29 protein-coding genes and 1 tRNA gene are annotated in these 26,720 nt (G+C 51.9%); 4 read left to right on the top strand and 26 right to left on the bottom strand.

Features of this window, described 5'->3' with window-relative positions; all coding sequences use genetic code 11:
* Positions 1-286: 286 nt before the first annotated feature.
* The 12 genes from NP589_RS10280 to NP589_RS10225 all read right to left on the bottom strand — a co-directional run bounded on the left by NP589_RS10280 (position 287) and on the right by NP589_RS10225 (position 10,968).
* Positions 287-363, bottom strand: a tRNA-Met gene (locus tag NP589_RS10280).
* Positions 364-483: 120 nt separating this feature from the next.
* A complete protein-coding gene (locus NP589_RS10275; RefSeq protein WP_256606895.1) occupies positions 484-1,314 on the bottom strand; it encodes a heme-binding protein in 831 nt (276 codons plus the stop codon).
* A 182-nt stretch (positions 1,315-1,496) separates the two neighbouring features.
* A complete protein-coding gene (locus tag NP589_RS10270) occupies positions 1,497-2,006 on the bottom strand; it encodes a phosphatidylglycerophosphatase A family protein (RefSeq protein WP_256606894.1) in 510 nt (169 codons plus the stop codon).
* Positions 1,990-2,922 carry a thiamine-phosphate kinase gene (gene thiL, locus NP589_RS10265; RefSeq protein ID WP_256606893.1) on the bottom strand — a complete coding sequence of 311 codons (933 nt, stop codon included), beginning with the start codon at positions 2,920-2,922 and terminating at the stop codon, positions 1,990-1,992. The genes NP589_RS10270 and thiL overlap by 17 nt, the downstream gene beginning before the upstream one ends.
* Positions 2,922-3,365 carry a transcription antitermination factor NusB gene (gene nusB, locus NP589_RS10260; protein ID WP_020481571.1) on the bottom strand — a complete coding sequence of 148 codons (444 nt, stop codon included), beginning with the start codon at positions 3,363-3,365 and terminating at the stop codon, positions 2,922-2,924. The genes thiL and nusB overlap by 1 nt, the downstream gene beginning before the upstream one ends.
* On the bottom strand, positions 3,365-3,841 hold the full coding sequence (gene ribH, locus NP589_RS10255; RefSeq protein ID WP_256606892.1) for a 6,7-dimethyl-8-ribityllumazine synthase: 477 nt from the start codon (positions 3,839-3,841) through the stop codon (positions 3,365-3,367). The genes nusB and ribH overlap by 1 nt, the downstream gene beginning before the upstream one ends.
* A 64-nt stretch (positions 3,842-3,905) precedes the next feature.
* Positions 3,906-5,018 carry a bifunctional 3,4-dihydroxy-2-butanone-4-phosphate synthase/GTP cyclohydrolase II gene (ribBA, locus tag NP589_RS10250; RefSeq protein WP_256606891.1) on the bottom strand — a complete coding sequence of 371 codons (1,113 nt, stop codon included), beginning with the start codon at positions 5,016-5,018 and terminating at the stop codon, positions 3,906-3,908.
* Positions 5,011-5,670, bottom strand: a complete 660-nt coding sequence (locus NP589_RS10245; protein WP_256606890.1) for a riboflavin synthase — start codon at positions 5,668-5,670, stop codon at positions 5,011-5,013. Before NP589_RS10245 ends, ribBA begins: the two co-directional genes overlap by 8 nt.
* 37 nt (positions 5,671-5,707) lie before the next feature.
* Positions 5,708-5,968, bottom strand: a complete 261-nt coding sequence (locus NP589_RS10240) for a hypothetical protein (RefSeq protein WP_256606889.1) — start codon at positions 5,966-5,968, stop codon at positions 5,708-5,710.
* 4 nt (positions 5,969-5,972) lie between these two features.
* Positions 5,973-7,064 (bottom strand): bifunctional diaminohydroxyphosphoribosylaminopyrimidine deaminase/5-amino-6-(5-phosphoribosylamino)uracil reductase RibD, encoded by a 1,092-nt coding sequence (gene ribD, locus NP589_RS10235; RefSeq protein WP_256606888.1) that lies wholly within the window; start codon positions 7,062-7,064, stop codon positions 5,973-5,975.
* Complete coding sequence (nrdR, locus tag NP589_RS10230) at positions 7,054-7,512, bottom strand: transcriptional regulator NrdR (RefSeq protein ID WP_064037024.1); 459 nt, start codon at positions 7,510-7,512, stop codon at positions 7,054-7,056. Before nrdR ends, ribD begins: the two co-directional genes overlap by 11 nt.
* A gap of 84 nt (positions 7,513-7,596) precedes the next feature.
* A complete protein-coding gene (locus NP589_RS10225; RefSeq protein ID WP_256606887.1) occupies positions 7,597-10,968 on the bottom strand; it encodes a mechanosensitive ion channel domain-containing protein in 3,372 nt (1,123 codons plus the stop codon).
* A 45-nt stretch (positions 10,969-11,013) separates the two neighbouring features.
* Here NP589_RS10225 and NP589_RS10220 point away from each other — a divergent pair, with 45 nt between their 5' ends.
* Entirely contained in the window at positions 11,014-11,670 is a 657-nt protein-coding gene (locus NP589_RS10220; RefSeq protein WP_256606886.1) for a class II aldolase/adducin family protein, read from the top strand.
* A gap of 42 nt (positions 11,671-11,712) precedes the next feature.
* Complete coding sequence (gene grxC, locus NP589_RS10215; RefSeq protein ID WP_064010832.1) at positions 11,713-11,967, top strand: glutaredoxin 3; 255 nt, start codon at positions 11,713-11,715, stop codon at positions 11,965-11,967.
* A 145-nt stretch (positions 11,968-12,112) separates the two neighbouring features.
* Here grxC and NP589_RS10210 read toward each other — a convergent pair whose 3' ends face one another.
* From NP589_RS10210 to smpB, 14 genes are all read right to left on the bottom strand, one after another.
* Positions 12,113-12,691 (bottom strand): PilZ domain-containing protein, encoded by a 579-nt coding sequence (locus NP589_RS10210; protein ID WP_256606885.1) that lies wholly within the window; start codon positions 12,689-12,691, stop codon positions 12,113-12,115.
* Between the two features lie 87 nt (positions 12,692-12,778).
* Positions 12,779-13,969 (bottom strand): O-succinylhomoserine sulfhydrylase, encoded by a 1,191-nt coding sequence (locus NP589_RS10205; protein WP_256606884.1) that lies wholly within the window; start codon positions 13,967-13,969, stop codon positions 12,779-12,781.
* Between the two features lie 11 nt (positions 13,970-13,980).
* Positions 13,981-15,489, bottom strand: coding sequence for an amidophosphoribosyltransferase (purF, locus tag NP589_RS10200; RefSeq protein WP_256606883.1), 1,509 nt, complete (start codon positions 15,487-15,489; stop codon positions 13,981-13,983).
* Positions 15,490-15,501: 12 nt separating this feature from the next.
* On the bottom strand, positions 15,502-16,020 hold the full coding sequence (locus tag NP589_RS10195; protein ID WP_256606882.1) for a CvpA family protein: 519 nt from the start codon (positions 16,018-16,020) through the stop codon (positions 15,502-15,504).
* Positions 16,021-16,062: 42 nt separating this feature from the next.
* The gene (locus tag NP589_RS10190) at positions 16,063-16,902 is read right to left on the bottom strand and encodes an SPOR domain-containing protein (RefSeq protein WP_256606881.1); all 840 of its coding nucleotides are present in this window, start codon (positions 16,900-16,902) and stop codon (positions 16,063-16,065) included.
* 11 nt (positions 16,903-16,913) lie between these two features.
* Complete coding sequence (gene folC / locus NP589_RS10185; protein WP_256606880.1) at positions 16,914-18,179, bottom strand: bifunctional tetrahydrofolate synthase/dihydrofolate synthase; 1,266 nt, start codon at positions 18,177-18,179, stop codon at positions 16,914-16,916.
* Positions 18,180-18,190: 11 nt separating this feature from the next.
* Positions 18,191-19,138 carry an acetyl-CoA carboxylase, carboxyltransferase subunit beta gene (gene accD / locus NP589_RS10180; RefSeq protein WP_256606879.1) on the bottom strand — a complete coding sequence of 316 codons (948 nt, stop codon included), beginning with the start codon at positions 19,136-19,138 and terminating at the stop codon, positions 18,191-18,193.
* Between the two features lie 24 nt (positions 19,139-19,162).
* Positions 19,163-19,966, bottom strand: a complete 804-nt coding sequence (trpA, locus tag NP589_RS10175; RefSeq protein WP_064010839.1) for a tryptophan synthase subunit alpha — start codon at positions 19,964-19,966, stop codon at positions 19,163-19,165.
* Positions 19,963-21,165 carry a tryptophan synthase subunit beta gene (gene trpB / locus NP589_RS10170; protein ID WP_064010840.1) on the bottom strand — a complete coding sequence of 401 codons (1,203 nt, stop codon included), beginning with the start codon at positions 21,163-21,165 and terminating at the stop codon, positions 19,963-19,965. The genes trpA and trpB overlap by 4 nt, the downstream gene beginning before the upstream one ends.
* A 5-nt stretch (positions 21,166-21,170) precedes the next feature.
* Positions 21,171-21,791 carry a phosphoribosylanthranilate isomerase gene (locus tag NP589_RS10165; RefSeq protein ID WP_256606878.1) on the bottom strand — a complete coding sequence of 207 codons (621 nt, stop codon included), beginning with the start codon at positions 21,789-21,791 and terminating at the stop codon, positions 21,171-21,173.
* A 119-nt stretch (positions 21,792-21,910) separates the two neighbouring features.
* On the bottom strand, positions 21,911-22,672 hold the full coding sequence (locus tag NP589_RS10160) for a DUF2231 domain-containing protein (RefSeq protein ID WP_256606877.1): 762 nt from the start codon (positions 22,670-22,672) through the stop codon (positions 21,911-21,913).
* Positions 22,673-22,724: 52 nt separating this feature from the next.
* Positions 22,725-23,723: an FAD:protein FMN transferase gene (locus NP589_RS10155; protein ID WP_256606876.1), complete on the bottom strand. Its 999-nt coding sequence runs from the start codon at positions 23,721-23,723 to the stop codon at positions 22,725-22,727.
* Positions 23,724-23,765: 42 nt separating this feature from the next.
* Positions 23,766-24,332: a hydrolase gene (locus NP589_RS10150; RefSeq protein WP_256606875.1), complete on the bottom strand. Its 567-nt coding sequence runs from the start codon at positions 24,330-24,332 to the stop codon at positions 23,766-23,768.
* A gap of 5 nt (positions 24,333-24,337) precedes the next feature.
* Positions 24,338-24,823: an SsrA-binding protein SmpB gene (smpB, locus tag NP589_RS10145; protein WP_020481594.1), complete on the bottom strand. Its 486-nt coding sequence runs from the start codon at positions 24,821-24,823 to the stop codon at positions 24,338-24,340.
* 101 nt (positions 24,824-24,924) lie between these two features.
* Here smpB and NP589_RS10140 point away from each other — a divergent pair, with 101 nt between their 5' ends.
* On the top strand, positions 24,925-26,283 hold the full coding sequence (locus NP589_RS10140; protein WP_256606874.1) for a sodium-dependent transporter: 1,359 nt from the start codon (positions 24,925-24,927) through the stop codon (positions 26,281-26,283).
* Positions 26,283-26,720 carry a type II toxin-antitoxin system RatA family toxin gene (locus NP589_RS10135; RefSeq protein WP_026600617.1) on the top strand — a complete coding sequence of 146 codons (438 nt, stop codon included), beginning with the start codon at positions 26,283-26,285 and terminating at the stop codon, positions 26,718-26,720. Before NP589_RS10140 ends, NP589_RS10135 begins: the two co-directional genes overlap by 1 nt.

The raw sequence follows: 26,720 nt of genomic DNA, 5'->3' as shown, positions 1-26,720 counted from the left end.
ACTAGAATCATTTGGTTTGATAAGAAGATACAAGCCATTACCATCAAAAAGACGAACATCTTTTGCTTTTGGCTTTGTGGCTCGAATTGTTTGATCTGAAAGAAGTTCCTTAGCCATTACAGTAACTCCTATTGACGTTACTGTAAAAAAGCCTTGTTACTGTAGAAGCTACTGTAAGAAGACGTAGCGACAACAGCTTAATAACTAAAGGCTTTGCACATAAAAAACCCCAAGTCCTTGTTATTAAAGAACTTAGGGTTAGTCTCTCTATTGCTAGAAATGTATCTGGTAGCGGGGGCAGGATTTGAACCTACGACCTTCGGGTTATGAGCCCGACGAGCTACCAAGCTGCTCCACCCCGCGATTGATTTGACTTATTATACAGACCAAAAATTATTTAGCAAGCAATAAACATGCTATTTGTTAAATAATGCCAACAGATAAGTTCGTTACGGCGGATGATAGTGCTTTTTAAGCCGGGAATCAGGGTTGACCGGCAGGTAAATCCGCTGTGCTCAGATCGGTATTTAAACAGGTTGGATGACCGAAGCCACCTGCACTGATTCCGGCACCTCCATTCGGATTGGGGGTAATGTCGTAAACGATATTGTCAGGACGTTGCAGGTCGCCACTCACGCCACCGACGCCGACAATATGGTCAAGCCCCAGGTTATGCCTGACTCTCCAAGCGATATTATGATCGGCACACGATGTATCGCCGCTTAAACCGACGCCACCGACTAGCGTTTTACCGACTGAATACAAGCCTAGGCCGCCACCGAATACATTGATACCACCAATTTTTGCCCCTACCATTGGATCTTTCGGAGTACCGTTTAAGCTTGAGTTTCCGCCATAAGCAACGCCCGTTTCAACTGGATTACTCTCTTGAAGTCCGAACAAACTACCACCAGGCTGTACCGCTGAATATAAATTGGCTGTCGATAAAGCCAAGCCATTGGATTTGCCAGAACCAGCGGAATCCGACGAAGAATCAAGACTTAGCGAATTGGCGGTGTTAGCTTTTTGCGCTGAGATAACTCTGCTGGCCGGCCACTGTGCACCCCGATTGGTGCCGGAAAACACTACGGCACAAACCACGCCGTCTCGGTTTACTACAGTTGCCCACATATGCAAGTTAAGCCCGCTGTCCTCCACACTAACCGCATCGTCAAGCGCGGCTTTTAATGTGGCGTGATTGGGTAATCCACGACACGCCTGTCCCAAACCTCTATCATTATCTCTATCGGCGATTGCCGCGCCAGTGTTAGCCAGCATCAAAAGTGAAGCAGCGAATAACCATCTTGTATTCATAAAAAGCCCTCCTAATTGTTTGTATAGTTATTAGGTTTGAAGCTTAATATTTGCGGCATTCGATGCGCGCAGCCAGTCGCCCAAACCGGCATGGATTTTAGTCGCATGAATTATCATGGGTCAACTGAGAACGATCCCTAAAAACCACTCGCTAGAGGAACGAAAACTATCGCTAACTCAGTTCATACCGGAAAATCAAACCAGAAACGCATAATCAAGGCTGCAAAAATCCCAGCCACCACGTCGTCCAGCATGATGCCGAAACCTCCGTGCACATGCTTATCCAACCATTTTATCGGCCAGGGTTTGACGATGTCGAACAAACGAAACAACACAAAACCGGCCAACAAACTCTGCCAGGAATACGCTATCCCCACCATCGTAATCAAAAATCCGGCGATCTCGTCCCAGACAATGCCGCCGAAGTCATGCACGTCCAATTTCTTCGCGGCCAAGTCGCAGATAAATATACCTGCAACGATAATCACCAACGTGCTTATCGCGTAAACCCAATCGCTGGTTTGCAGTAAGGCCAGATACAGCGGAATCGCCACAATAGTCCCCATCGTGCCGGGCATTGCCTTGGATAGCCCGGAACCAAACCCAAACGCCAGAAACAGTGTGGGGTCTTTGATGATTTGCAGCGCAGTTAAACGATTGTTGCCGTAATACTCTCTAAGAAAAATGCTCAAAACCTTTCCCCTCGAATGTGTCCACGCGCCCCGCCCTACTGATTCGCAAACCAGGCTCTGCTTCGATAATCCCCACGCAAGTAGCTACCGGTATTGGCTGAGAACAATCCACCGGCGCAGTAAAACACAATTCGTAATCGTCGCCGGCAGTCAACGGCATGCGCCAATCACCGCTGTGATCGATGAACTCTTTCACTGAAGCGGATAGCGGCAAGCTGTCCCATTGCAAACACGCACCAACGCCGCTTTGTTCCAAAATGTGCCCCAAATCGGCCGATAGTCCGTCAGAAATATCGATACAGGCATTGGCGATACCGCGCAGCACCAAGCCTTCCGGCACCCTTGGCTGTGGTTGATTAAAACAACGCAAAGCCAACTCCGGATCGGCGCAGGCATAACCTTGTTTAATTTTCAAACCCAAACCGGCATTGCCCAGTTGACCGGTGACATAAATCCGATCACCTACCTGAGCCCCGGAACGCAATAGCGCCCTACCCTGCGGCACCGCGCCCATTGCTTGCACCGTCAAAGTCAACGGTCCGGCAGTAGTATCGCCACCAATCAGATCAACATTATGCTGACGAGCCAGATTGATAAAACCTCGAGAAAAAGCTTGTAACCAAGTTTCGTCGACTTTAGGCAAGGTCAAAGCCAAGGTCACCGCGAACGGCTCGGCACCCATTGCCGCCAAGTCACTTAGATTAACCGCCAACAACTTATGCCCAAGCAACTCGGGGTCCGCGTCAGCAAAGAAATGCACATTCTCGACCATGGTATCGGCGGTGACCGCCAATTGGTAGCCGGCCGGGATGTTCAGTAGCGCGCAGTCGTCGCCTATGCCCAATTGATTAAACGGATGCCGAGGGGCATGCACCGCAAAATAGCGGCGGATCAGATCGAATTCGGCGACCGCCATCAGTTTTGGATTTTCGCCTGCTTGGCGGCAATCTCGACGGCGCGCTGTTTTTGCGCGACTTTATCGAGAATACCATTCACGTATTTATGGCTGCCGTCCGCGCCGAAATCCTTGGCCAGATTGACGCCTTCGTTGATGATGACCTTATAGGGCGTTTCCAAGCGGTTGATCAGCTCATATGCACCAATGCGCAGGATGGCGCGTTCCACCGGGTCGATTTTTTCCACCGGCCTATCGACGAACTCGGCCAATGCCGCGTCGATCACATCCAATTGTTTCGGTACGCCATGAAACAGCTCGCTGAAATAGGTTTTTTGTGCGCCTTTCAGATGCTCTTCTTCCAGAAAATAGGTTTCGATACGGATCAGGCTCTCGCCGGACATTTGCCATTGATACAGCGCCTGTACCGCGCACTTCCTGGCGTTGGTTTTTGCTTGACTCATTAAAGACCCAGGTTATTAAAGAGACTGACCATTTCGATCGCCGACAGAGCTGCTTCCGCGCCTTTGTTACCGGCTTTGGTGCCGGCACGTTCGATAGCCTGTTCGATGCTGTCCACCGTCAGCACACCAAAAGCCACCGGCACGTCATATTGCAATGCAACTTGGGCAATACCTTTTACGCATTCGCCAGCCACATATTCAAAATGGGGTGTGCCACCGCGAATCACCGCACCCAAAGCAATAATCGCGTCGTATTTTTTGCTGGCCGCGATCCGTTGCACCACCATCGGCAATTCGAAGGCGCCGGGCGCTTTTACCAAAGTAATGTCGTTTTTATCCGCGCCATGACGCACCAGTGCATCGATCGCACCGCCTTCCAGTTGTTCGACAATAAAGCTGTTGAACCGTGAAGAAACGATGCAAAACTTGCCGCCTTGCGCGGAAAATATGCCTTCCAGAGTAGTGACTGCTGCCATGTGTTTACCTGTTGTTGAATGATTGAAATCGTGCAAAATGGGTCGAATGCATTCGACCCTACTTTTAGTGCGTTGAATCGATATGTTCGACTACTTCCAAATCGAAGCCGGACAAGCCTATATATTTTTTCTGAGCCCCCATCACCTTCAGGCGCCGCACTCCCAAATCCGACAAAATGCGGGAGCCGGCACCGGTAGTACGCCAATCCGAATCGGCGCTCAAATCCTGGCCGTGCTTAACACCGTGGTCCAGCATTTGGTAGGCATGAATCAGTTCCACCAAATCCTTATTGTTTTCTTTTTGGCGGATTATCACCAAAACGCCGCGACCGGCTTCGGCGATATTTTTCAAGGCTTCCCGCACCGGCAGGCTGCAATCGCTGCGCTTGGAAAACAATAAATCGTCGATCAAGTTGCGGGCGTGGACTCTCACCAGCACCGGTTCATCGCCGGCCACGTTGCCCATCACCAAGGCCAAATGCACGTTATCGTCGTTGCAATCTTGGTAGGCGTAAAGTCTGAAATCACCGAATTCGGTCGGATAGACGCATTCGCTGATCCGCTCCAGCGTATTTTCGTGTTTGATGCGGTAATGAATCAAATCGGCGATGGTGCCGATTTTTAGATTGTGCTGTTCGGCAAACACTTCCAGATCGGGCCGGCGCGCCATCGAACCGTCGTCGTTCAGGATTTCCACAATCACCGCCGCCGGCTCAACGCCTGCCAGCCTAGCCAGATCGCAACCGGCTTCAGTGTGACCAGCCCGATTTAACACGCCGCCGGCTTGCGCCATCAATGGAAAAATATGTCCCGGTTGCACCAAGTCGCTCGGTTGCGCATTTTTTGCCACCGCCGCCTGCACGGTCAAGGCCCGGTCGGCAGCGGAAATACCGGTGGTCACACCGGTAGCTGCTTCAATCGATACGGTGAAATTGGTGGTGTACGGTGTGTTGTTGTCAGTCACCATCAAGGGCAAACGCAACTGCTGGCAACGCTCGCGGGTCAAGGTCAGACAAATCAGGCCACGGCCGTATTTGGCCATGAAATTAATGTCTTCAGGCCGAGCAAACGCCGCCGCCATCAACAAATCGCCTTCGTTTTCGCGGTCTTCATCGTCCATGATGATGACCATCTTGCCTTGGCGAAGGTCGGCTATGATTTCTTCTATGCTATTCATTTATAAAGCCTGCGTTTTGTAATAAGGCCTCGGTAACGCCGCCTTGACTGTAAGCCGCGGTTTCGCCTTTCATCAGGCGTTCCAAGTAGCGGGCCAGCAAATCGACTTCCAGATTCACCTCGCTGCTCGTCTCGGTGCTACCCAGGGTGGTCTCTTGTAAGGTATGCGGTACGATATTCACGGAAAAATAAGCGCCATCGACTGAGTTGACGGTTAGGCTGATACCGTTGATGCAAATCGAGCCTTTTTCGGCGATATATTTAGCCAGCACGTCCGGCGCCTTGAATTTGAAACGGATCGAGCGGCCGTCCGCCTGTTTTTCGACCACTTTGCCGATCCCGTCGACATGACCGCTGACGATATGTCCGCCCAGCCGACTGGACGGCGTCATCGCCAGCTCCAGATTAACGGGCGTACCGGTAGTTGCCGTCTTTAAGGTAGTACGCGATAAAGTCTCGTTTGAGACGTCGGCGCAAAAATAATGTTCGCCCAGTTCCACGGCGGTCAGGCAAACGCCGTTCACCGCGATGCTGTCACCCAATGCGCATTCGCGCAACGACAGCTTGCCGGTATCGATGATTAACCGGCAATCGCCACCTTTAGGCTGGATGGCCTTGATTTTGCCGATAGCTAAAATAATCCCGGTAAACATGGTTATCGCTCCTTAAAGGGAAAAATATCCGTAACCATTAGCGCGGGGCTGGCTCGGAGGATTGCTTTGGAGTTGGGGTGTCCGGGTCTTTCTTTACCGGCTTGACCGGCTTACGATAAACATCCACCGTTTGGTAGGTACCGCTATGATAATCGTAGATTTCGATTTCATGCTTTTCGCCGATCAATTTACCGCCTTGAATCTGCAAGGTACTGGTTTCCGGGGTGTCGTCCTCATCCGCCGTCGCCCAAGCGGGCAACAAGCCCATTACCACTGTAATTACAATAATGCTTTTCATCGTTTCAATCGGTTTTTGCTTGATAGCGTAATCTCAAATCCGGTCCAATTTGCCGGGCATCTATCAAACGCAGATTTTTTTTATCCTGCATAGTCAGCATACCCGACAGACTAAACAGGCCGCGCGCCTGATCGCCCAACACGCACGGTGCCATGTAAATCAACCATTCATCGATCAGCCCGCTATCCAGCAGCGCGCCGTTCAGCGTGGCTCCGGCCTCGATCAATACTGTGTTGATTTGTAACTCGGCCAGCAACTTAAAAACCTGCGCTAAGTCAGCGCGCCCGTTCTGCGCGCCGACCTGAAACACTTTACAGCCTACGTCGCGTAATTTCTGCTGTTTTAGCGCGTCGTCGCTACAGGTAATAATCCAGACGTCTACCGCATTTTCCAACAGTCTTGCGGATAAGGGCATGCGTAATTGCGAATCCAGCACGACTTTAACGGGCTGCACCGCATCGAAATCGACGCGCGCATTCAATTGCGGATCGTCGTATAACACCGTGTCGATGCCGGTGACAATCGCGCTGCTGGCCGCCCGCCAGAGCTGCACGTCTTGCCTGGCGCTGGCGGAAGTAATCCATTGACTCTCGCCGGAGGCCAGCGCGGTGCGGCCATCCAAACTCATAGCCAGCTTGCTGCGGATCCAGGGCAAACCTTGCCTCATGCGTTTGAAAAAGCCTTGATTCAGTTTTTCGGCTTCTTGCTGTAATACGCCGACTTGCACCTCAACGCCGGCTGCGCGGAGTTTTTGCAAACCGCGCCCGGCCACCAGGGGATTGGGATCCTGCATCGCCACCACGACTCGGCTGATACCGGCAGCGATTAATGCGTCGCTGCAAGGGCCGGTTTTACCATGATGACTGCAAGGCTCCAGCGTCACATAAGCTGTCGCGCCTCGCGCGTTATCGGTCTTAGCCAGCGCATCGACTTCGGCATGGGCAAACCCGGCGCGTTGCGTCCAACCCTCGGCAATAACCTTGTCGTCCTTGACCAACACACAGCCTACATGCGGGTTGGGGTCGGTCGTGTATCTGCCGTTTTCCGCCAATTTGACGGCGCGCGCCATATAGGCCGCATCTTGACTAGGCGTCATGCTTCTGCAGATTTTCGATCATCGCAGTGAATTCGGAGACATCCTGGAAGCTGCGATACACCGAGGCGAAGCGCACGAAAGCGACATGATCGAGTGTTTGCAATTCTTGCATCACCAGTTCGCCTAGTTCGCGAGCCGGAATTTCGCGCTCGCCCTTTGCCGTCAGGGCTTTTTTGATGCGGCTAAGCGCCGCTTCGACGGCGTCGACCTGCACGGGACGTTTCTCCAGGGCCCGCTGCATCCCAGCCCGCAACTTGGCTTCATCGAAACTTTGCCGGGCACCGTTACGCTTGATAATGCGCGGCAAGGTCAATTCAACCACTTCGAAGGTGGTAAACCGCTCTTTACAGGCTACGCATTCGCGGCGGCGTTTGACTTGATCGCCGTCGTCGGCCAAGCGGGTATCGATTACCCGGGTATCTTGTGCTGAGCAAAACGGACAACGCATAGTTAAAGAGCCAAGTCGATGTTCAAAGGGCCGCCATTTTATTACAGAATGGCTTTATATTGAAATCGGCTAATAAACCGTGCGTCATTCGTTCATTATCCCCTTCGCTACCGAACGGATGTGCACGTCGCGTTGCGGATAAGGTATCTCGATATGGTGGGCCAGCAAGGCTTCGTATATTTTTGTGTGCAGGCGATGGGTAACTACCGTCCTGTCGCTAAGCTCACGGACGAATACGTTTATTTTGAACTGTAGGGCACTATCGCCAAAGCCAACAAAGATCACCAGCGGCTCAGGGTCACTAAGCACTTGTTCTACGCTTTTTACCGCATCGGCCAGAATTTCCTCCACCATTGCCACACTGGTACCGTAGGCCACGCTGACCGGCACGACCACCCTGGTGACAGTATCCGACAAGGTCCAGTTGATCAAGCGGTCGGTAATAAAGGTTTTATTCGGCACTACCAACTCTTTTCTATCCCAATCGACGATATGCGTCGCCCGCATTTGAATGCGGCTGACCCGGCCGGTAACATCGCCGACGGTGACCGTATCGCCCACTCGAATCGGCCGCTCGAACAACAAGATAATGCCCGACACCATATTCGCGAAAATCTCCTGCAAACCAAAGCCTAAACCCACCGACAGCGCGGCCACCAGCCATTGCACTTGCGACCAACTGCCGCCCAGCTCTTTGGCAACCGCCAGAAAAGCGATAGCTATCAAGGAATAACGCACTAACTGGATCAACGCATAACGACTGCCGGCGGTCATAGCAAACTTGCCGGCGGTTACCAAATCCACCAAAGCCGGAAAGTTACTGGCAAAGACAAAGGCCAAGGCGCTATAGACCAGGCATATCAGCAGGTTGATCAAGGTGATGGGCTCCAGGGTTTCCTTGCCCTCCACCATCTCGCTATGCTGCCACAGCACTACCTGATCGAACACCGTCAAAGCCGGCAAAATATCGCTCCAGATCATCCAGAAACCCATCAACATGATCACCATCACCACCGTGGTCAACAATTTATGGCTTTGCTGATTGATTTTGGAAATATCCAGCAATTGCTCCTCAACCGGATAGCCTCCTTCCAAGTTGGCGCTACTCACGGCGGCTTGCTCGACCTGTTTACGTTTCTGCCGCGCGTTTTTTAAGGCCAATTGCCGTTCGGTGTTGCGCAACCAACGCAATACCAAGCCCTGGAACAATACGGTGATAAAAATCAACCGTAGGGTCAACAGAAGCTTTTCCTGCAATTCCAATGCGCTTTGGTAATAGCCCGCCACCGCAAAACCGATAATGACCAGCGGCGTCAATACGGCGATACCGTACCAGAGATAACGCAAACTGCTGAGCCAACCATCGGATTGTTGGTAGAAATTTTTCCCTAAGCCGGTCATGGGTTGCGTGAGGCGATGTAACACATAGCTCATCATCAACATCATCACGATCATTGCCGTTCTACCCAGCGCGTGACTGTGTTCCGAGAACAAATCGCTGCCGGTCATTGCGGTGATAAACACGCAAGGTACCAGTACGAAGCGCGCCCATTTCATTTGGCCGTATAGTAAACGGACCGCGTGTTGCGGCCATTGCAACAAGGTGTCAGCAACGCCACCCGGTTTGAACAACCGAAACACAAATTGCACTATGCATAATGACACTGCGGTGGCAGTCAGGCCTTCGGCAAAAGCGTGACTAAACAGATCGGCCCGAACGTTCAATATCAACACACCAGCCATCCAGGCCATAAGCAATGGGCCCGACAAGGAGAGTAGTAACAGATACAGCAGGCTGGATAAAATTTCCGCAAACTCTTGATTGACGGCTTTTTTCCCCAGCAGCTCCGTCAAGCGCTGTTTGACGCCGGCGCGAAAGCGCCAGTGGAATACCACGACACTTAAACCGCCGAGTACCAGCAACGGAAAATGACTGATGCCGTCCCAAAAACCGCTCATCACCCCCAACCAGTTCCCAGGACTCATGAACCACAACAAGGAGGAGAAAATATCTTGCAGGAAATATTTATCGATAACCGGGGCACTGGGCACCCAGAGCAAGCGTTGATCCAAATACGCGCTAAATTTGTCGGCTATACCCAGCATTTGCTGCAAACTAAAATCGACATCGCCCAGCACGCGGCCGTATTCGTTGTAACCGTTAGCCAGTCTTGCTACCAGATCTTTCTGATCGTTCAGCAACATTCGCAGTTCGGTGCGCACCCTCAGCTTTTCCGAATCGGGTGTGTTCTCCGGCAACTGGGCGATACGCGTCAACAACAGTTGATTAATATCGACCAGGCCTTTTTTGGTTTCATCCAGCTTGAACATTTCCAAACTCGCCAGCGCAATCTGATTTTGAATCTCATCGCCCAAGGTGCTGTACTGTTTGCGTTGCGGCAAATTGCGGCGCTGTTCGCGCAGTAAATTACCTAAGGCCGGACTTAAACCCGCCAGACTGATTTTTTGCTCGGCGCTTTGAAAGTCCTTTTCCAGTTGTTTGTAGCGGACGTCGATTTCATTTTTCTGGAGCGAGTACAGCTCCATATTTTTATTGATTTCCTGCAAACTGCGGTTGAACTGCATATTCTCTTTCGTCGCGACTCGAATCAACGGATGTTTGCCCTCCGCATCTTTTTCAGCCTGCAATAATGCGGCCTGTTCTTTGTCGGTTTCCTGCTGACGCCGCTCCAGCAGGAAATTGTCGAGGTCGGCAATCACTAAACTCTGCTGTTCGCGTTGCAAGGTCAACAGATGTACACGGTCTTTATTGGCCTGCAATTGCAGAGGATTACTAAGATTTTCCAACTCCAGCGTTTTCAGCGTGCTGTTTAACAGGCGAATCCGGCTATCCAGTTGTATCTGTCTGGCTTCTTTTTGATAAAGATTATCGCCAGCCGCAGATGCCAAAGCTTGTTGTTCATGTTGACTGGACGCCTGCTTGCTCTTGATTTCGGAGACTTTTTCCCTGATCAGTTGCGGGCGGCCGCTCAGTTCGCCCAACATGGCTTCAATACGGCTAATCTCAGCATCCAAATCGCTAAGCCGGGTTTTTTCGATCAGCAGACGCTGCTCCAACTCATCCGTAGGAAAGATCGCCAGTTTCTCGGACTTGCGATTTTTCAAATTGCTTTCGGCCTCGGCTATTTGTCTTGCCAATTGCTTAACTTCTATCGGTAAGCCGTTTAATGCCTGCTTGAACGATTCCGCCAGCCTATCCTGGGCCTCCAGTTCATTGAGGTTATCTTCGCTCTCATGATAAGCCGCCAGAATCCGGTTTTTTTGCTCTTCAGGCAGATTTTGCTTGTCTTTGACGGTCTGAATACGTTGTTGTATGTCGGTAAGCGATAGCGCTTTAATCGCCGGCTTTTGATTTGCGGCGTGAGCAAGGTTTAAACTGATCAGCAAAAACAGCAAACAAAAGGCAAAGCCGGATCTTAAAAAATTTGGTTTCATGCGTTGGCTGGATAACAAAATAAATCTAAAAAGCACATTATAAGAATGGAAAACGGGTTGAGCGAACTGGAAGGTGTTATTAAATATCGCCTTGATCATCAGCATGGCGAATTAGCGGCGGATATCGATATCAGCGAACTCAATGCCTGGCGTAGCTTGTTTTATCGCTTGCGGCTGATTGGGCAAATAACCGAAAAATACGCTGGGCTGGGCTTCGGCAACATCAGTCGGCGTCTGGTTCCCGGCGGCCAAGAATTTTTGATCTCCGGCACTCAAACCGGACATTTGCCTGTGCTTAACAAACAACACTATGCGCTGATCGAAAGCGCATCACTAGAACGAAATGCCATCAAGTCGCGCGGCTTATCGCAACCGTCCTCGGAAGCGCTCACCCACGCCAGCGTTTATCGACAACACCCATCGATTACTGCGGTGATACACGTTCACTGTCCGGAGTTGTGGGTGCAGACCAACAGGCTTGGTCTGGCTTGTACTGCTGCAGATGTGCCCTACGGCACACCGGAAATGGCAAACGCCGTTGCGGAGCTATTTGCTTCGGGTAGATTGCAACAAACCGGATTGTTCAGCATGCTCGGCCACGAAGATGGCATTGTGGCATTTGGCACAACATTAATCCCCGCATCCTGCTTGTTAATCGAGCAACTCGCCAAAGCTATCGCTATTGAGCAAAAGCGACTCTAGCCTTAGAATATCCCCATTCATTAGCATTTATTAATTTTTCTCATGCCGGACATTATCATTTACACCGCAAAGCTCTGCCCATACTGCACCATGGCGAAAAAACTTTTTGATCGAAAAGGTGTCGGCTATACCGAAATCAATGTGGATGCCGAGCCTGGACTACGTCAGCAAATGATGGAAAAAACCAAACGGCGCACAGTACCGCAAATCTATATCGGCGAGCGGCATATCGGTGGTTTTGACGATTTACATGCTCTGGATATGAACCACGAGTTAGATCCGCTACTAAACGCTTAAGTCGATAGACACTGCATTTCAGGACATCATTTCCGTCTGAATGCCCCCAATCGCGATAAGGCTGCTTGTATTATTTGTATAGGGTTGACTGGCCTAAAAATACCCAGAATGCATGAATCAACGGCGCAAGCAGCCCATCCTGGCCTTATTTGACGATCACCAATTGCAGACCAAGGCGGGTGACCAGTTCGTTACTCTCTACCCAGACCACTTTGCCTAAAGCGCTCAACCCGAGCCCGGCAGCCAGCAGCTTAACCGGAGCGTTGATCTTAATACAGGGATGATTACCCGTTAGCTTCAGGCACATGCCCTCTACCGAACGATTCACACCTTCCACGCTGAAGCGCTCCTTATCGATAAACAATTCGGCTTTAAACCCTTCCAGTTTGCGATAGCCGCGCCGCTTGCGCCAGAGTTTGTGGGCATTGTGCACGACATCGCGAAACTCCAAACCCATCATGATGCGGTTGCGTTCGCGTTTCACCCAAACAATATCGACCTCACCGGCCAACATCAATTCCGCAACGAATATTTCCGCCTGCCGATCTTCGTTCAGCAACGCTTCAAAATCCTGGATAGTGGTGAGCAAATCGCCAGGACTGACTTCAACCATCGCGCCTTTCAGCGACACATCATAGCAATTCAGTTGTAAGGTCTCGCCACCCACAAATAGTTGGCCTTCCGCGTTAAAGTTTTTTCGGTACTCTTTTCTATCCTGAAACATGATCGCAATCTCTCTATAACGTCGGTCAAAGATAGCTTAAATTTTGATTTGCGTTGCGCGCCCGGCAGGCTTTGCCTAACCACGCCATCAGCAAATCGTCAATCCGTTAAGCAAATCGGCCTTGATATCGTCGATATTTTCCAATCCCACCGAAATTCTGACCAGGCTGTCTTTGATGCCGGCTTCGGCCCGCGCTTCCGGTGTCAAGCGGCCATGCGTAGTAGTCGCCGGATGAGTGATGGTGGTTTTTACATCGCCCAGATTCGCGGTAATCGACAACATGCGCGTGGAATCGATCAACTGCCAGGCATGATCCTTGCCGCCTTGCAATTCGAAACTGACCACCGCGCCGAAATGACTTTGTTGACGTTTAGCCAACTCATGCTGGGCATGCGATTCCAGGCCCGGATAATGGACTTTGGCAACCGCCGGTTGTTGCTCCAGCCATTTGGCCAGTTCGAACGCATTGTCACAATGCGCTTTCATCCGTAACGCCAACGTTTCCAGTCCGCCCAAAAAAACCCAGGCATTGAACGGGCTCATCGTCGCGCCGCCGGTGCGCAGATAGGGATATACGTATTTTTCGATCAACTCTTCGTTAGCCACCACCGCGCCGCCGACGCAACGCCCTTGGCCGTCGATGTATTTGGTCGTGGAATGCACCACCAAATCCGCGCCCAAGGTCAATGGCTGCTGCAAGATAGGTGTGCAAAACACGTTATCAACCACCAACAACACCCCATGCCGATGGGCAATATCCGCCAACGCGTGTATATCGGCAATTTCGATTAAGGGGTTAGATGGGGTTTCCAAAAACAGAAACCGAGTATTGGGCTTAATCGCTGCTTCCCAGGCCGCCGGCTCGGTCAAGCTGACAAAATCGGTCTCGACGCCAAACTTGCCGAAATAATTCTGGAAGGTCAGCACTGTGTTACCGAACACACTACGCGAACAAACCACATGGTCACCGGCTTTCAGCAAAGCCATGCCCACGGCCATAATCGCCGCCATGCCCGACGAAAACGCCAGACAACGCTCGCCATTTTCCAAATACGCTAAACGTTCCTGGAACGCGCTGACGGTCGGATTGGTAAACCGCGAGTAGATATTACCAGGCTGTTTACCGGTAAAGCGCAATGCCGCTTCCTCAGCCGACTTGAACACATAGCTGGAGGTGGCGAAAATCGGAATACTATGTTCGTCTTCGTGAGTGCGTTTATGCCCGGTACGGATGGCCAGGGTTTCCGGGGCATAATCTTGCCAATCAAATTCACTCATCTCGTGTCCTATTACTTTGCAACCTGCATCTCTATAATAAAGCTGCTGCTGTTGCGCAATTCCTGCGCATTGTCATTGCGCAAAGCTTCGATGCGCGCCAGATAAGCATCGTCGATATCGCCTGTGATGTAATCATGACTGAAACATGAGGTATCGAAATGTTTAATATCCGGGTTACCTCTACCGACCGCTTCAATCAAATCGTCCAAATCTTGATAAATCAGCTTGTCGGCGCCCAGGGCTTGGCAAATCTCATCCTCGGAACGATCATGTGCGATTAATTCATGCGCTGCCGGCATATCGATACCGTAGACATTGGGATAACGTACCGGCGGCGCCGCAGAGGCAAAATACACTTTATTGGCGCCGGCATCGCGGGCCATCTGGATAATCTGTTCGGAGGTCGTGCCGCGGACAATGGAATCATCCACGAGTAATACGTTCTTGCCGTCGAATTCCAATGAAATCGCATTCAGCTTTTGCTTGACCGATTTTTTACGCATTTTTTGGCCGGGCATGATGAAAGTCCGGCCGATATAGCGGTTTTTCATAAAGCCTTCGCGAAACTTCACACCCAGGTCGTGGGCAATCTGCGAGGCCGCGGTACGACTGGTGTCCGGAATCGGAATGACCACGTCTATGTCGTGATCCGGCCACTCCCTTTGAATTTTTTCGGCCAGCTTTCTACCCATCCGCATTCTGGCTTTGTACACCGAAATATTGTCGATTATCGAATCCGGCCGAGCAAAGTAGACGTATTCAAAAATACACGGACAGTGATCGACTACTTCCGTACATTGCTGGATGTGTAACTGACCGTCCGCTTCGATAAATACTGCTTCACCCGGCTCGATGTCGCGAATCAATTGAAAATCCAACACATCCAGCGCCACGCTTTCCGAAGCGATCATGTAGTCGGTGCCATCCTCGGTTTTGCGTTGTCCGAAGACGATGGGCCGAATACCGTGCGGATCGCGGAAGCCCAATACGCCAAAACCGGCGATCATCACTACGACCGCGTAGGCGCCACGGCAACGTTTATGCACGGATCTAACCGCCTGAAACACATCATCCACGGTCAATTTGAGTTTGCCGAATTGCGCCAATTCATGCGCGAATACATTCAGCAATACTTCCGAATCCGAATCGGTATTAATGTGGCGCTGATCGTCCATGAACACCTGGTATTTCAATTCTTCGGTGTTGGTCAAATTACCGTTGTGCGCCAGCGTCAAGCCAAACGGCGAGTTGACGTAAAAAGGCTGCGCTTCAGCCGAACTGGTGCAACCAGCGGTCGGATAGCGCACATGGGCAATGCCCATATTGCCTTTCAGCTTCATCATTTGCTTGCTGGAAAATACATCCCGCGCCAAACCGTTATCCTTGCGCAAATGCAAACGGCTACCGTCGCACGTAACGATACCGGCGGCGTCCTGGCCGCGATGCTGAAGTACCGTCAGGGCGTCGTACAAATCCTGATTAACACTTTGATTGGAAACAATAGCGGCAATACCACACATAGCAGATCCGAGTTATCGATAATGGATGTAATCCGCCAAACCGGTCGGCATGTGGGCTTTCAACCACACTGCCAAGGCTTGGAACGGAGGAATGAGAAGGGATTGTTTCCACCAGGGATCTTCCGGTAACGGCGTTAAGCCGGCCAGCATCACCAAAATAGAAACCAGCACCGCCCCGCGGGCAATACCGAATAACATACCCAGCAAACGATCACTACCGGTCAAGCCGGTCTTTTCTATCAGCTGGCTCAGCAAAAAGCTGATTAAGCTACCCAAAATCAAGGTGGCGAAAAACAATAAGGCGAACGCGGCAGCGATTCTAGCGGAAGGATAGCTGATGGTCGATTGCAACAAAACCGAAACATCGCGGCAGTACTGCGTCGCGACCCAAACCGCCGCCACCCAAAGCGCTAGCGCAAACGCTTCTTTAATAAATCCGCGCATCAGGCCCATTATCGCCGAAATCGCGATAATGGAAATGACGACGTAATCCACCCACAGCAACTTGGCCCAGGGTACAAAATCCAACATGGTCTAGCCGGCTAAATCAAACAATACGACGTTGGCAAATGGTTATTCGTCCGCCGAAACAAAGCTGTTGACGTTAATTTGCGCCAACTTTGCCTTCACGGCCTGGGCCTTGGCTTTATCGACGATAGGGCCTATGCGTACTTTAAACACAGTACCTTTATCACTGGCAACCTCTCTGACCGATGCTGCGAACCCTTGTTGCTTCAGATTATCCTGCAAACTGACTGCGTTGGGTTTTTGACTGAACGTACCCACTTGCAAATACCAACGATTGCTGTCCTCGGCAGCTGCCAGCGGCGCTTTGCTGGCCGGCGTTACGGCCGGTGCCGGAGCGGGAGTTGCGGCTACCTCTGCTTTGGGTTCAGGTAATTTATTAACCGGTTTGAGCACTTTCGGGCTTGGACTCACCGCTTGTAAAGGCTGTACGGCGGGCGCTGGCGATTTGCTGGGTTTGCCGAGCACTACCGGCGGCACATCTTCCGCTTCGGCAGGTTCCTCGTCGAGTTGCGCGACAGCCGCCGCCGGCGCAGCGGATTTGGCGGCCGGCAGATTACGTTGCACCGGCGCGGTGTCCTTGGCGGACAATTTAACTTGCGGCTTGGGCGCTTCCAACTCGGCTTCCGATTCACCCTCTTCCAGCACTTTCACAGGTTGTTTGGGCGCATTCGCCGCCGGCAGAATTTCCGCTACCTCTTCAACTTTTTCCGGTAGAGGCATGATTTCCACATCCTGAGCCTTGGCAGGCAGCTCGGGAATTTTCAATTCGTTGATGCTTTTGCCGGTTTCGTCGATCGGGTCGTCAAATAACATCGGCACGAAAATCGCCGCCAACGCGGTAATGACCGCCGCACCAATCAATCGCTGCTTTAACTCTTGATCCATTCTGATCACCTCTAAGAAAATTTCGATAAATATTCGGATACTAGAAAAAAAGAACCAAAAATCAAAAGCAATTCGTCTTGCCGGGCAGTTTGCCGAGCAGCGTGAAATGCCTCGGTAAAATCGGCAAAACCGCTACGGACATTGTCCAGGCCTTGTTGCTGAAAGATGGTTTCTAACATATCCGCACTAGCAGCGCGAGGATTAACCAGCGGCGCTAAATACCACGTTGTCACTTTGTCGCGCATCATATTCAATACGCCGGCAATATCTTTATCCCGCATCATTGCAAAAACTGCGTGTATTCTGACTTCGGGGAAGTATTCGTGCAAATAGTCGATTAATGTTTGTACAGCTTGCGGGTTATGCCCCACGTCAAGCAAAATTCGCGGCGAGCCGGCAATCAACTGAAAACGCCCGGATAACTGGGCGCTTTGCAAGCCTTGCCGAATCGCATCGTCACCGACCGCTAATAGAGACTGTAGAGCTTTTATAGCCATTATCACCGCCGAAGCGTTTCGATATTGGTGCTCGCCCTTGAACGCCGGCGGCGGCAAGCCACTGATTTGCGTATCCGCAGACCGCCATTCCCAGTCGTCCAACCGTTTTTGATACGTGAATGCGCTACCCATTTGCAGCGCGATGGCCCCCACTTGCTCAGCCACATCGAGTACCGAGCGAGGCCCGTGCTGATCACCGATTATCGCCGCCACGCCCGGCCTAAAGATGCCGGCTTTTTCCCGGCCGATGGCTTCTTCGGTGTGACCGAGCCAATCCACATGATCAAGCGCTATCGTTGTTACGATGGCTGCATCGGGATCGACAATATTCACCGCATCAAGCCTGCCTCCGAGACCGACTTCCAGAAGTTGTATATCCAGATCCGCGTCGGCAAAAATACTCAATGCCGCTAGCGTGCCAAACTCGAAATAACTCAAACTAGTCTCGCCGCGCGCATCTTCGATACGGCTAAACGCTTCGCAAATCAACGCGTCGGCAACGGGTTCGCCGTCGATACGGATGCGTTCGTTATAACGCAAAATATGCGGCGAAGTGTAAGCGCCAATCCGGTAGCCCGCGGCACGGTAGATCGCTTCCAAAAAAGCTACGCAGGAACCCTTGCCGTTGGTGCCGGCAACTGTGATGGTCAGCGGCTTTTTTTGCTCGGGATTAAGCTGCCGATATACGCCGGCAACCCGTCCCAATCCTAAATCAATAGGCCGAGGATGTAGTTTCTCCTGCCAGTCCAACCAGGCTTGCAGCGAATCAAAACGTGTCATTTCGACCGTGTTTATTCCTGATGCTGCGGATTATCGCTTTCACCCTGATTGATTAAAGACTCACTGTTAGGAATGACTTCCACCACGTCGGCATTATTGCTGCTGCGCCCGGCACACATAATAGCCAGAATGCTGGCAATTTTATCGCGCATCTCACGGCGATCAACGATCATGTCTATGGCCCCGTGTTCCTGCAGAAATTCGCTGCGCTGAAAACCTTCCGGCAACTTTTCCCGCACGGTTTGCTCGATGACTCGCGGGCCGGCAAAACCGATCAAGGCATCGGGTTCGGCCACGTTAATATCGCCCAACATCGCCAGACTAGCGGAAACACCGCCCATGGTCGGGTCAGTCATGAAGGAAATATACGGAATTCCAGCTTCGGCCAGTTTGGTTAAGGCTGCGCTGGTTTTGGTCATTTGAAACAGCGAGAACAAAGACTCCTGCATTCTGGCGCCGCCGCTGGCAGTAAAGACGATGAACGGCACACCCAAACGCAAACTTTCGTTTACGCCGCGCACGAAACGCTCGCCAACCACCGAACCCATCGAGCCGCCCATGAAACCAAAATCAAACGCCGCAGCGACAATACCGGCGCCTTTCAGCGTACCTTTCATCACCACCAATGCATCGTTCTCGTTGCTTTGTTTTTGCGCCTGACTGATCCGGTCTTTATAACGTTTGCTGTCCTTGAATTTCAGAGGATCGCTGGGTTTTAATCCGGCGCCGATTTCTTGACGGCCATCCTCATCCAAAAACATATTCAGGCGTTTGCGCGCCGAAATGCGCAAATGGTGATCGCATTTCGGACAAACGCTTAAGTTTTTCTCTAACTCGGCATTAAACAAAATCGCATCGCAGCGCGGACATTTATTCCACAAGCCTTCCGGCACGGTGGTTTTTTTCTGCGAGGATTCGGTTCTAATGGCAGAGGGAACCAGTTTTTCAAACCAACTCATTCGGTGTAGTCTCCGCTGGAAAGCTTAAACATCCATGGCTGCGCGCATGGATTTCAATAGGGTGATGATCTCATGCTTGGCTTGCTGAGGATCATCGAGATTTGCTTCTATTTTACTGATCAGCGCGCTACCCACCACGACACCGTCTGCAATAGCGGCGATAGTTTTCGCGGTGTCGGCGTCTTTCACGCCAAAACCAACACCAACCGGCAAAGCGGTATTTTCGCGAATCAATTGCAATTTTTGTTCAACATCGGCGGTATCCAAATGCCCGGCACCGGTGACGCCTTTCAAGGACACGTAGTACAAGTATCCACTGCCCACCGCATCCATTTTCTGAATCCGTTCGGCAGTGGTATTAGGGGCCAGTAAAAAGATCTGGTCGATTCCGCGCTCACGCAGCATGCGCACACAAGCCTCGGATTCTTCCGGCGGCAAATCCACGGTCAACACACCATCCACATCGGCGCGTTGCGCGGCATTGGCAAAGTCTTCGTAACCCATGATTTCTATGGGATTTAAATAACCCATCAACACCAACGGGGTGTCCTGATCGGTTTTCCGAAACTCCATGGCCATGCTCAATACTTTTCGCAAGCCGACATGGTGCGATAAAGCCCGCTCGCTGGCGCGTTGTATCACGGGACCGTCGGCCATCGGATCGGAAAAAGGCACACCCAGTTCGATCACGTCGGCACCTGCCGCCACCATTTCGTGCAACAAAGGTACGGTAAATTCCGGATACGGATCGCCGGCGGTAATAAACGGTATCAAGGCTTTACGGCCCGAGGCTTTTAATTCGGCAAATTTGTTGGCTAAACGGCTCATAAACTGATGCCCTCGCGTTGCATAATGGTCTGCATGTCTTTATCGCCGCGTCCGGACAGATTAATAACTATGATTTGATCCTGGCGCATGGTGGGCGCCAGTTTCATCGCGTAAGCCATCGCATGGCTGGATTCCAGCGCCGGGATAATACCTTCCATGCGGGTTAAGGCATGAAAACCCGCCATCGCTTCGTCGTCGGTAATGTTCACATACTGAGCGCGCCCGGTGTCTTTCAGCCACGCGTGCTCAGGGCCAACGCCGGGATAATCCAGGCCGGCGGAGATGGAGTGAGTTTCGATGATTTCGCCGTCGTCGTCAGCCATCAAGTACGTGCGATTACCGTGCAATACGCCAGGACGGCCGGCGCATAGCGGTGCGGAATGGCGGCCGGTTTCTACGCCGTCACCGGCCGCTTCGACGCCGATCATTTTCACAGACTTGTCGTCGATAAACGGATAAAACAAGCCGATGGCATTGGAACCGCCACCCACGCAGGCCAGCAGCACGTCGGGCAAGCGGCCGGTTTGATCTAGGCATTGTTGACGGGCTTCGCGGCCAATCACTGCCTGAAAATCCCGAACCATGGCGGGGTAAGGATGCGGACCAGCCACGGTGCCGATAATATAAAAAGTGTTATCGATATTGGTCACCCAATCCCGCAGAGCTTCGTTCAATGCGTCTTTCAGGGTTTTAGACCCTGATTGCACAGGCACCACGGTGGCACCCAACAACTTCATTCGATAGACATTCAAGGATTGGCGGGCCACGTCCACAGCGCCCATGTACACGACACACTCCAAACCCAAGCGCGCGGCGACTGTCGCAGTGGCTACACCGTGCTGACCGGCGCCGGTTTCGGCGATGATGCGGGTCTTGCCCATGCGCTTGGCCAGCAGGGCTTGACCGACAGTGTTGTTAACTTTATGCGCGCCGGTATGATTAAGATCTTCGCGCTTCAGATAAATCTGCGCACCGCCCAAATCGCGGCTCCAGCGCTCCGCATGATATAGCGGCGATGGCCGGCCGACATAGTCTCGAAGATCGGCATCCAGTTCGGCAATAAACTCAGGATCCTGCATGTAGCGCTGGTAGGCTTCGTTCAATTCGGTAATGGCCGGCATCAGCGTTTCCGCCACAAAAATACCGCCGTAAGGCCCGAAATGGCCCCGGGCATCCGGCATATCGTATCTTTCTGTCATAGTTCTCAAGTCGCTTGATTAGTTTTTCTTATAAACGCAGCCATTTTCGCCGCATCCTTGATGCCTTTCCCGGCCTCAACACCGCTGCTCACATCCAGTGCATACGGTTTTACAGCTTTAATCGCTTCCCCGGCATTTTCCGGCGTCAATCCGCCCGCGAGAATTATCGGTAAACTGCGGGTCGTCGGAATTAAATCCCAGTCAAAACCGCTACCGCTGCCGCCTTGCACGCCCGGATGATAAGCGTCCAACAGTAAGCCGGCCGCATCGTGGTATTGCTGTTGCAGCGCAACTACGTCCGTATCCGCTTGCATGCGAATGGCTTTGATGTACGATTTATCGTAAATCCGGCAATCCTCGGCGGGTTCATCGCCATGAAATTGCAGGCAATCCACCCTTACTTTATTCAATACTTCCCGGATCAACGCCGGCGCGGCATCGACGAACAAGGCTACCACGTTAACAAAGGCTGGCAATGCTCTACTGATGCTTGCGGCCTGTTCGATGCTTACGTTTCTTGGACTAGGCGGATAAAACACCAAACCAATCGCATCGACACCCAAATTAGCTGCACAAAGCGCATCTTCCACGTGGGTAAAGCCGCAAATTTTAACGCGGGTACGCATCTAAAGCCTCACAAAAAATGGCGGCGTAGGATAACACAGCTATCCGATATGTCATGTCCGGACCAATAAAAAAAGGCTGACCCTGGTCAGCCTTTGTCCGGCGGCTCTTCAGGCGGGCGTCAATGCGCATGATGATGGTCGTGATGATGACCGGCAACGCCATGCGCTGCATCATCGTGATGACTATCTTCCGGTTTCAAATCGTCGACTTCTGCGTCTTCATGCGTTGCCGGCAAACTATCCTGAACAGCACCTTCGTGTTCATGGGCGCGCGCCGCCGCTTGATTAAACTGCTCCGCAGCGTGTACCGACACGCCATGTTTATAGACCATCAGGCCGCCCAGATCGGCAGTAAACGCCAGTAACCCGGATATAATCGCCGCCAGCAACAAGTACAGCGTGTTAGCCGGTCCGGCTATCAGCCCTTTATTCAACAAGCGCCACGCTGAGAGCAGCGCAGCCAGACTCAATACAGAAATACCCAGATGCTCATGATGTTCCATGATCTCGTGGACGTCACCACCATGCGCCACACTCCCAGCCGCCGCCAAGCCGGCCGCCACGGTCAACGCGGCAAATACGGTACCCAGATACAAAAACGCGCCGGCTATCTGCCGCCACTCCGAGCGGTTCGCCAAGCTGCCGATCAAGTCCAGGGTGAAGAACAAAGTCAACAACGCAATCGGAAAATGTACCAGCAAAGGATGGACATTTTGTAACGCGGCGATGCCCGGCAACAAACTATCCAGACTTTCCGACGGAGATTGCCGCACCAACACTTCCAGGAAGGACAACAAGCTCTCCACGCCGCCGGCAACTCCCCCACCGTTATCGCCGCCGCCATGCACGGCGAACGTTAAGTGATCGTTTAGACCCCACATAAAATCTCCCCCGATTCTGTTTTGCGCGGATACTACCACGATAGAACTAAGCTTAGTTAATCGTCACCAGGGTGGACATGGTCAAGGCTCTAGTCTTGCTTTCCAAAAACTCGGTGCCTTGCTGCTGGATAAACATCACCTGCAATTTCTCGGCATCGGCGAGTTTCATCCCCTCTTCCTGCCCCAGGCATAATAAAGCGGTAGACCAGGCGTCGGCGATAGTCGGGCTCTCGTTAAACACGCTGACCGCGACCAAATCGTGCGTCACCGGTTTGCCGTTGCGGGCATCGAGAATGTGGCTGTAACGTTTGCCCTTGACGTCGAAATAATGCCGATACGTGCCGGAAGTCATGACCGACATAGGGCTGTCTTTCGGCAACGTCACGACCTTATGCATTTTTTGCTCGCCGGGCAGCGGTTTTTCGACTGCAATTCGCCAAGCCTTGCCGTCCGGTTTACTACCCAGCGCTTTCAGCTCGCCGCCAATTTCCACCAAATAGTTTTGGATACCCATAGCCTGTAGCGTATTACTGATTTTCTCTACACTGTAACCCTGAGCTATCGACGACACATCGACACGCAAATTCGGCAGTTTTTTCAACATGTGGCTATCGTCCACCAGTTGCAACTTGTCCATACCGACATTCGCCAAAGCCGCCTGTAGAGTTGCATCGTCGGGAACAGTCAAGTCGTCACCCATAAAGCCCCACAGCTCGAATAAGGGTCTTATGGTCAAATCGTAGCACCCCTGACTCAAGGCACTAACGTTCTGAGCAATTTTAACCAAAGCCACGATTTCCTCACCGACTCGCTGACCATCCGTCGAGGTACTGGCATTGAACTGTTCGATTATCGAGTCGGGTCGGTAATTGGACAAAGCTTTATCCAAATCCACTAAAACCTTTTCAACTTCAGCGGTGATCTGCGCCTCATCCACTGCTTGCGGGGCCCAATAGCTAATATGGTACGTAGTCCCTTGTGCAAAACCGCTAAAAGTATGCAACTGCGGCAGCGGCTCGGCACATCCTTGCATCAGCAGTAATCCAAGCATTACCGCGTTCCATCCCTTCCGTAGCATTAAACCCCCGTGACATTAACGCAAAAGCGCTGAAATAGTTTTGAAATGGCCATGCCGAGCATCCCGCAACCATTCGAACAACACCGATTCGTGACAGCTCAACGTGACGCCTTGCTGCTGCATGCGCTGCAAGGCAATATTTTTATGTTCGACTCGACGCGAGCAAACCGCGTCAGCCAACACATGAACTTGATAATTTTCACTTAACAACTCGAGCGCGGTTTGCAGCACGCAGACATGCGCTTCCTGGCCTATCACCACCACTTGCTTCCGCCCAGTATCAGCCAGGGCCTTGTTGAAGCCGTCCGCGGCACAACACGAAAAACCGGTTTTACTGAAGACCAGGGCATTACCAGGCAAACACTCGCTAATCTCCGGTTGAGTAGGCCCAAGCCCTTGCGGATACTGTTCGGTCAACAGCACCGGCACATCCAACAACCCGGCGGCTTGCAACAAGCGCTGACCGTACGTGAGCATTTGCTGCAAGTCTGTAGCCGGCATCGCCGAAGACAAACGCCCTTGAATATCCACCACCAGCAAGACGCTGTTGTCGGCGTCCAATAAATTGGGATGCGGAGACATGAAGATTAACCGTGCTTCATGATGCGCGCTCTGTCGCGCTGCCAATCTTTGTCTTTGGACGCGGCGCGTTTGTCGTGCAGTTTTTTACCTTTCGCCAGACCGATTTTCAACTTGGCGCGGCCCTTGATCCAGTACATCGATAACGGAATCAAGGTATAGCCCTTGCGTTCCACCGAGCCGATCAGCTTGTTCAATTCACGTCTATGCAGCAACAATTTTTTCTTGCGCACCGCGTCGGGATTGACGTGGGTAGACGCCGACAACAAAGCCGACACGTGCGCCCCACTTAGCCAGGCCTCGCCGCGCCTGATCTCGACATAGCTTTCCTTTAGCTGAATCCGGCCGTCGCGCAAGCTTTTTACTTCCCAGCCCTCCAATACCAAACCGGCTTCGAAAGTCTCGTCTATGGTGTACTCGTGGGAGGCCTGACGATTAACCGCAATGGTGTTATCGGTGGCTTTGTTGTCCTTCTTGGATTTTTTGGCTGCCATTCTGTAGCGAAGATTTTTTAAACTGACTGAAAACGTGAATTTTGATATTTTACTCACACACCCGTTAAATAACGATATAAAAACACACAGGGCTCCCCAACATGACAGATAAAACCCCATCCATCCACGGCGAATGGTCCTCCCGCTTCGCCTTTATTCTGGCCGCCACCGGTTCGGCGGTCGGTTTGGGTAATATCTGGAAATTTCCTTACATCACCGGCCAAAATGGTGGTGGTGCCTTTGTGATGGTGTATTTACTCTGCGTGGCCGCTATCGGCATACCCATCATGATTGCGGAAATTATGCTGGGCCGGCGCGGTCGGCAAAGCCCGATAAACACCATGCAAACCCTGGCGGCGGAAGCCCAAGTCGACCCGCGCTGGGGCTATTTGGGCTGGATGGGCATGATCGCCGGTTTTTTAATCCTGGCCTACTATAGCGTGATTGCCGGCTGGTCGATGGCTTATATCTTTAAAGCCTTTTTCGGCAGCTTCTTCGGCACCGACGGCGCCGAAGTGAAGCAAATGTTCGATAATTTAATGGCCAGCCCGATCCAACAAATTTTCTGGCACACAGTGTTCATGGCCATTACTATGCAAGTGGTCATGCGCGGCATCAAAGGCGGCCTTGAAAAAGCTGTACGCTTTTTGATGCCAGCCTTGTTTGTAATACTGATCATTTTAGTGGCTTACGCGATGGCATCCGGCTCTTACGCGCAAGGCATCCACTTTTTATTCAGCCCCGATTTCAGCAAAATCACCGCCGATGCGGTGCTCACCGCCATGGGTCACGCCTTCTTTACTTTAAGCTTGGGCATGGGCGCGATCATGGTTTACGGCTCTTACCTGCCCGGCCATGTCTCCATCGCCAAAACCACGTTTTTTATTGCCGGCGCCGACACGGCTGTCGCCCTGTTGGCCGGTATAGCTATTTTCCCCTTGGTATTTGCGAACAATCTGGAAGTGGCTGTCGGTCCTGGTCTGATTTTTCAAACCCTGCCGTTGGCCTTTGGGCACATGAGCGGTGGCTGGTTATTCGGCGTGCTGTTTTTTGTGTTGTTGTTTTTCGCCGCGCTCACCTCGTCAATTTCCTTGATTGAGCCGGCCGTAGCCTGGCTGGTGGAAAACAAAAATATCGATAGGCAAAAAGCCTGCGTTTGGTCCGGCACAGCATGCTGGGGCTTGGGTGTAGCCGTGGTGTTTTCCTTTAATGTCTGGTCCGGTTTCAAAATCTTCGATAAAAATCTGTTCGAACTGCTGGATTACCTGACCGCCAACCTGATGCTGCCCTTGGGCGGTTTGTGCATTGCCGTGTTTGCCGGTTGGATGATGAAACAAGCCCATGCCGAGCAGGAATTGGAACTGCCCGCACAAGGCTTTCAAGCTTGGCAATTTCTGATCAAATACGTGGCGCCGGCAGCGGTATTCCTTGTGTTCCTGCATGTGCTCGGGGTGCTGTAATGATCACGGTTGTCCAAAAAAGCGCCTTGGTTAAATTCTCGGCTAAGCAGATGTTTGATCTGGTGGACGACATCGAGTCGTATCCCAAATTTTTACCCTGGTGTTCGGGCAGCAAAATATTGAAACGTGAAGGCAACATCGTCGAGGGCCAAATCGACATAGCCAAGGCCGGCTTTCATAAATCCTTCACCACCCGCAATAAAGTCGATCAAGGCGGCAGAATCCAGATCAGCCTGCTGGACGGGCCGTTTTCTTCCCTGGAAGGCTTCTGGAGCTTCATGCCTTTGCGCGAGGACGCCAGCAAAATCTCGCTGGACCTTGAGTTCGAAATCTCCGGCATGCTGGCCAATTTGGCCTTCGGGCCGGTGTTCAATCAAATCTGTAACACCATGGTCAGCTCGTTTACTCAACGCGCCAAAGCTTTGTATGGCGGATGA

Origin of the sequence: Methylomonas rosea (assembly GCF_024505055.1) — a bacterium.
GTDB lineage: Bacteria > Pseudomonadota > Gammaproteobacteria > Methylococcales > Methylomonadaceae > Methylomonas > Methylomonas rosea.
The sequence above is the reverse complement of the archived record's forward strand: the minus strand, read 5'-3'. Positions and strand labels throughout refer to the sequence as shown.